At 50.3% G+C, this 6,922-nt stretch carries 6 protein-coding genes and 1 pseudogene; all 7 read right to left on the reverse strand.

The annotated features are described in order from the left end of the window. Positions 1–28 precede the first annotated feature (28 nt). Positions 29–1,042, reverse strand: coding sequence for an asparaginase (locus AACY98_RS05095; RefSeq protein ID WP_339802381.1), 1,014 nt, complete (start codon positions 1,040–1,042; stop codon positions 29–31). An 8-nt stretch (positions 1,043–1,050) separates the two neighbouring features. After that, a complete protein-coding gene (locus tag AACY98_RS05100) occupies positions 1,051–2,286 on the reverse strand; it encodes a M20/M25/M40 family metallo-hydrolase (protein WP_339802384.1) in 1,236 nt (411 codons plus the stop codon). Between the two features lie 55 nt (positions 2,287–2,341). Further along, complete coding sequence (locus AACY98_RS05105) at positions 2,342–3,439, reverse strand: ABC transporter ATP-binding protein (RefSeq protein ID WP_339802386.1); 1,098 nt, start codon at positions 3,437–3,439, stop codon at positions 2,342–2,344. Next, positions 3,436–4,236, reverse strand: coding sequence for an ABC transporter permease (locus AACY98_RS05110; protein ID WP_339802389.1), 801 nt, complete (start codon positions 4,234–4,236; stop codon positions 3,436–3,438). Before AACY98_RS05110 ends, AACY98_RS05105 begins: the two co-directional genes overlap by 4 nt. Next, positions 4,226–5,089 carry an ABC transporter permease gene (locus AACY98_RS05115; RefSeq protein WP_126978049.1) on the reverse strand — a complete coding sequence of 288 codons (864 nt, stop codon included), beginning with the start codon at positions 5,087–5,089 and terminating at the stop codon, positions 4,226–4,228. Before AACY98_RS05115 ends, AACY98_RS05110 begins: the two co-directional genes overlap by 11 nt. A gap of 79 nt (positions 5,090–5,168) precedes the next feature. Further along, positions 5,169–6,215, reverse strand: a complete 1,047-nt coding sequence (locus AACY98_RS05120; RefSeq protein WP_339802394.1) for an ABC transporter substrate-binding protein — start codon at positions 6,213–6,215, stop codon at positions 5,169–5,171. A gap of 589 nt (positions 6,216–6,804) precedes the next feature. Beyond that, positions 6,805–6,922, reverse strand: a pseudogene (locus AACY98_RS05125) (IS5/IS1182 family transposase); the annotation flags it as partial.

The raw sequence follows: 6,922 nt of genomic DNA on the forward strand, positions 1-6,922 counted from the left end.
GTAAGAGGGCATAGAGGGGGCAGTGTATTCATTCCATGTGAAGGGTGGACATCAATGATTCTGAGTCCAGTGCTTCATGAATGGCTTTGGAAATTTCATCCTTGTTTTGTGTGATCATCAGGATGACGGACAACAGAATACGCACCTTGATTGCCGGCATATCCCCGGCAAACACCACGCCGATGCGCTCCAGGTCTTTGCCTCCACCATCTCCATAGATCGGCCTGACGCCACCTTGTTCGCACCGGGTTGTGATAACAACCAGGATATTGTCCTTGACGGCCGCTTTGATCACCGAAAATACCGCAGGCGGCACATTGCCCCGGCCAAATGCTTCGATCACAATGGCTTTGGTTCCGCTGTTGATCGCGCATTGGACAAACCGGCCATCCATGCCAATGGCCAGTTTGATGATATCGATTCTGCTTTCAATACCATCCACCTTGTATTTTCTGATCACTGCGGGGCGTTGCTGGATGCAGATCTCATCTCCATCAATGAAGCCGAGCTTGCCATGCCCTGGAGAATCGAATGCATGCAATTGGGAACTATGAATTTTTTTCACAAATTTGGCTGCATGAATCTCGCCGTCAAAAACCAGCAAAACACCAAGCCCCGCAGCATGCGGGCTGGCTGCCACCAGTATGGCCGTATACAGATTACGCGGCCCGTCACTGTCGGGCTGGTCGGCACTGTATTGGGCACCCGTGAACACAACCGGCTTTTCAGAGCTGGCTACCAGGTCGGCCATATAGGCACTTTCTTCCATGGTATCTGTGCCGTGGGTAATCACAACACCGCATACATCTTCGCGCATCAGATGTTTTTCAGCGCATTTGGCCAGGCGAAAAACATTTTCAAGCGTCATGCGATGGCTGCCGATATTGCTGAAGTTTTCAATTTCCAGGCTGATATCTGTCAGGTAAGGCGATATTTTTTCTATCAGTGATTCTCCGGGAATGGATGCTCGCACATCCCCCTCTTTTTCATTCCAAGCTGATGCAATCGTACCGCCTGTTGCAATCAATACTACTTTTTTCATGGACTGTTTTATTTACTCAAATAATCATAGGAGGAAAGAGCATGTACACGAAGTATGTTCAATGCCTCATCAATAGATACGTGTTCGTCAACGCCGCCCATGCCGATGGGTGTGGGGCCATAGACAACTGCGGGAACATTTTTGTAACGCCACAGACGCGCATCGGTATTGGCCATGCCCAGCACATTGACAGGCCTGATTCCGGTGGTTGAGTGCGCGTTGTTGCGGACAATCTGGGCCAGTTCTGAATCAGGGTCGCACCAGTTCGGGTTATTGATCATCATGACTTCGTAGCTGAAGTCATGTTTGCGCTTGAGGGCTTCAATGTAGTCCAGCAGATCGTCTTTGGTCACTCCGTTGGGCAGGCGCACATCCACTTCAAACTCGCAGCGTGAAGCAATCATGTTGACTTTGGGGCCTGCTTTCATGGTGCCGACATTGACGATGATGGAGCGTGCCAGTTTGGAAGCGCCTGCGCCGTTGGCTTTGTCAAACTCCACTTTGGATTCTTCCAGCGCTTTAACAACTTCTGCAGGCTCTGTGTATTTAAACTGAATAAAGCCGCGCAGGTCTTCTATGAGCCGGTAAGCCAGGTCAATGGCATTGGGGCTCAGGTGCGCGTATGCAGCATGACCACCGGGGGTGGTGATGACAAACTTCAGCCAGACTGCCCCCTTCTCTCCAAAGCGCACGGTATACGGGCTGCTGGGCTCACCACTGAGGCAGGATGTGCCAGTCACTTCATCGGCAAAATCCGAAAACAGGTATTTGGCCCCATTGGGTCCCATGGTTTCTTCGTCAGATACCAGTGTCAAAGTCAGTTTGCCTTTGAGGTGCTCTTTGAGCCGTTGCATATAAATATACGTAAACAGCAAAGATGCTGAGCCCATTTTCATGTCAGTGACACCGCGGCCATATATGCGGTTGTCATGAACTTCTGCGGCCCATGGTTCACTTTGCCACTGCGATGCGTTCTCTACCGGAAACACATCAATATGGCCGTTGAGCACCAGGTGTTTGTCTCCGGCCGCAAAAGTGGACGAAGCAACCAGATTGGGCATGGTCTGCTCTTTGATGCGAATGTCGTATGGTATTTTTTCCTGATCCAGCAGCGAACGGATATGCTGCATGGTGGCAACGGTGTTGCCCGGCGGGTTGGGTGATGCGGCCTGAACGAATTGTCTGAGAAACTGGATAAACTTTTCACGATCCTGTTCAATCCAGGCAAGAAGCTGATTTTTCATGACGTACTCCTGCGCCAAATGCATTCATAAATAAGGTGATAACAAAAGAACGTTTTTACCCGCAAGGAATCAGTCTGATTCCTTGCGGATCAACTTGGATGTGGATTTCATCTCCGATCTGGGGCCGCTTTCCTGCAGGAAAGTGTGCCTCCATCAGCAGACGTTCTCCACAGACCAGCAGAACCATCCTGGTCATGGAGCCATAGTACTCGGATGACTGGACAACTCCCTTGAGGCCTGGTACTTCTGCGGACGCGGCAGCCGGCCTGAGATACTCAGGACGCAATACCAGCAGTTGCGGGCCATTGGCGGCACTGGGAACCGGCATCGAAAAGCCTGCAGTCGAAGTAAAAGTATCATTTTGCACTTCTCCTTCCAGTAGCGTGCACCAGCCGATGAATTCCGCAACAAAACGGGTTGCCGGGGTTTCATAGATTTCTTCCGGCGTGCCGATTTGTTCAACTTTGCCGGCATTGAGAACCACAATTCGGTCAGACAGCATGAGCGCCTCTTCCTGATCGTGGGTGACAAAAAGGGTGGTGATATTGATCTGGTCGATGAGTTTTCTCAACTCTTCACGCAGACGAACCCTGAGCCGGGCATCCAGGTTGGAAAACGGCTCATCCAGCAATAACACAGCCGGGCGCAGCGCTAACGCCCGCGCCAGTGCAACACGCTGTTGCTGGCCACCGGAAAGTTCTCTGGGGTAGCGGCTGGCCAGGTGATCAAGCTCGACCCATTGCAGCATTTCCTGTATGCGTTGTTTGCGTTCTGTTTTGCCAATCCCGATGTTATCCAGCCCAAACGCAATGTTGTCGGCTACGGTCATGTGGGGAAACAATGCGTAGCTTTGGAAAACCATGCCTGTGTCTCTTTGATAGGGCGGAAGTTGGGATACTTCCTGCCCTGAGATCATGATGGTTCCGCTGGTGGGCAGATCAAAGCCGGCAATCATGCGCAGGGTGGTTGTTTTTCCGCATCCGGAGGGGCCCAGCAGGCAGACCAGCTCGCCTTTGTGCACATCCAGCGACAGATGATCAACCGCAGCAAAATCACCATACCTCTTGCTGATGCCACTCAATGACACAACAATTTCGTCTGAGGCATTTGTGTGCAGTTTGGTCGCTGCATTTTCTTTGGTACCCACGTTCACGCAATTTTCTCCATACCTGAGAATTTTTCAACAATGGCTATGACAACAAGCGTAACCAGAATCACAATGGTGGACACTGCTGCCAGAATCGGATCATAACTGTGCTCTACATAAGTGAAGATCTGCACCGGCAGCGTCGTTTCACCGCCAAATCCCAGAAAAATAGACAATGTGATGTTGCCAAACGATGTGACAAATGCAAATACTGCCGCTGATATCAACGCTGGAGCCAACAGGGGCAGGGTGATTTTGCGCAGCACGGTCCAGGGAGAGGCACGCAGGTTCATGGCGGCCTGTTCCAGTGTTTTATCAAACAGAATGAAACCGGCCGTCAGTGTTCTGACCACATAAGGCAATGTGATCAGCACATGGCCGATCAGCAACCCGATAAACGTCTGGCTTAAACCCAGCCATGACAGGAACTGCAGCAGCCCGAGTCCAAGCACCACCATCGGGATAATCAGTGGGGAAAGCGTGAGTGTTCTGAACGTTTCCTTGCCCTTGAAGTTGTATCGGTCCAGCACAAAGGCGGCAGATACGCCAATAGCCAAAGAGCATATTGTTGCAATCAGCGCCAGTCTGGTGCTGATCCATAACGACGTCATGAAAGGTTCGCTGGCGAAGGCGGCGCTGTACCATTTCAGGGAGAAACCTTCAGGCGGAAAACGCAGGTTATTGCCGGCGGTAAACGAAGAAATGATGATGATAACCGCGGGCAGCGACAGCGTGATGTAGACCAGCGGGCGAAGAATGGCGCCGCAGATTCGCATCAGCGTATCTATAAGGTTAAGCCGCATGCTTTTTCCCCTTGGATGTAAAACGCACGGCAAGTGCTGTATTGGCAATGAAGGTCACCATCAGTGTCAGAGCCAGCAGAATAAAAGACATGGCGGCTGCAAATGGCCAGTTCAGCACCGTTAATACCTGTTCATAAATCAGGCTGCCTACCATTTGAATCCGCGACCCGCCAATGAGTTTGGGGGTGATGAATGCAGAAACTGAAAGGATGAAAACCAGCGTCAGGCCGGATAAGATGCCGGGCATGGACAGTGGAAGAATTACCCGGCGGAAGGTGGTGAAACGGTTGGCCCGCAGATTGGATGCGGCCTGTTCAAGTACCGGGCTGATCTGTGATACGACGCTCATGATGGAAAGAATCATGAAAGGCAGAAACTGCTGCACCAGAACCACCAGCACGGCAATACGATTCGACAGCAGGCGTTTGGGCGCATCGATCACGCCCAGCCCCACCAGCAGCGAATTCAGCAGGCCAGTGTTGCCCAGGACCACAATCCAGCCGAAAACAACAATCACCAGGCTCAGCGTCAATGGCAGAATAACCAGTACCATGCGCCATCTTCTTTTTTCCGGTGGCAGCCTTGCCAGCGAATAACCCACAGGAAATCCGATCAGCAGGCTGACAAATGCACTGGCCAGCCCGAAACCAATGGTTTCTGCCAGTACCGTCAGATAGTAACTGTCTAACAGGAATTTGCCATATTGGGCAAAAGTAAAGCCTGATCCTGCCGGCCCGCTGCCTTCATAAAAACTTGAACGCAGCAGACCCAGGATAGGAACCACAAGGAATACAAGCAACAGGGCCAGCGGTGCTGCCAGAAGCAAAATGAATGTAACTTTACGATGCGACATGTTTCTTCTTTTGCAAGCTCGCGTAAATTTCTGCGCTTATATGATAGCGCCAGCAAAGGCCTTGTAAACTATCCGTTTTTTAGCGCACTGCTTTATTGAACTGTTCAAGCAACTGGCCTCTGATCTGTGAAACCTTGTCCCAGTCGATCGGTTTGAGCATAGAGCGGTCTTTTCCATAAACCACCACATCTTTGGCCACTTCCGGTGCCAGTTCCAGGTTGGTGCAGGGCGCATAGCGGAAGAATTCCACCAGTGCGTTTGCAGCCTCGTCAGACAATGCCTGGTTGATATAGGCAAGAACCGCATCTTTTTTTCTGGTTCCCTTGACCGGGGCCAGATAATTAAACAGACCGTAAGCACCTTCTTTAGGCAGAACCGATTCCATTGGGAAACCTTTGTTGCGCATGGAATAAACGCGGCCATCCCAGAATGCACCTGCCCAGACCTCTTCCTGCTCAAACAACTGCACCATGCTGACGGTGCTGTCGCTGACCATGGAAATATTGTCCTTCATGGCAGCCAGCGCCTTGAAGGCGGGTTCCATGTTGTCCAGAGTTCCCCCATTGGCTTCGCCTAATGCAATCAGCGCCAGCAGGCCTGCTGTATGGCTTGGGCTCATCCAGCCCACCCGGCCTTTAAGGTCGGCACGCGCCAGATCGGCATATGAAGTGACCGGCTGTTTGACATGCTTTGAGTTATAGGTAAGCACAACCGCATTGGTCAGGAAAGGCATGCCGAAGTCACCGAATTCACGCACACCTGGGAGAAGTTTGCTGGAGTTGGGGATTTCTGCATTGGTGACAGGCTCAATAATATCTGAGCGCATCAACTCCGGAATATTGGGGCTGTCTGCCATGATGATGTCAAATGGCGGGTTGTTTCTGGAAGCCAGGAGTTTTGCCACGGCTGCGGAAGCAGTTCCGTCCTGATAGGATACTTTCAGGCCGGTTTTCTCTTCCAGAGGCTTGCTGACATACTCTGTCAGAATACGGCTGAAGTCACCTCCATACCCGTTGATGTTTAACGTAATCCCTTCAAACTGCTTGGACTGTGCATGAATAATGGCCGGTGCGCCTAAGGCCAGCGCAAATGTAGATGATGTTTTTAAGAATGAACGGCGTTTCATTTTAATTTGGCTCCAGGAAAAGTGACTTTCAAATGTGCTTCATAACCTGTGAGATGCAAAGAAACGCATGTAAACCCGACAGTGAGAGCCCGATTAAGCCATGAACCTGTTTGTAGCAGGGCATGGAAACATGTATCTATCGCTTGCATTCGTTGTAATACGAATCTTTCTTGTTATGAAAGCACCCTAGTTAACTGATGATACTTGTGATAATTCACGCATGAACCACGTTATGCAGTATTTGCGCATATTTTGAATAACATCTTCAGTCAGGCCAATAACTTCTGGTCAGACCAGTTTATGCTAATTGGCATGCTCTGTGGAGTCAAGCGTTTTCACCTGTGGCAGTCAAGAGTTATGCAGTGCTGTGACAATATCGGCAAAAGTGTTTGCATTGCAAAAATGGTGGCATGGTGCAAATGTGAGCAAAACCGGGTATTGTGGCCGGGTGGAATTGACGTGTTGTACTTTTGCCAGCTGGAAATTCACTTTTAAAACGATAAACAGGTATTTTTTCACTACAGATTGAATGAAGCGCAATGGTTTTAGCAGGTTTGTAGAAATGTGTACAAAAGCTGTGAGAACTTGTTCACGATCTTTTAAGTAGTAGCGTAAGGAAAGCCATAAGGACAAACTGTAAGCTGGTGTTGAGCTTGCGTTCACAGTTTTTCCATAGTCTGCGGTTTTTCTCCAACCATGCAAAGCTA

The sequence above is a fragment of the Saezia sanguinis genome (assembly GCF_963921665.1).
Taxonomy (GTDB): domain Bacteria; phylum Pseudomonadota; class Gammaproteobacteria; order Burkholderiales; family Burkholderiaceae_C; genus Saezia; species Saezia sanguinis.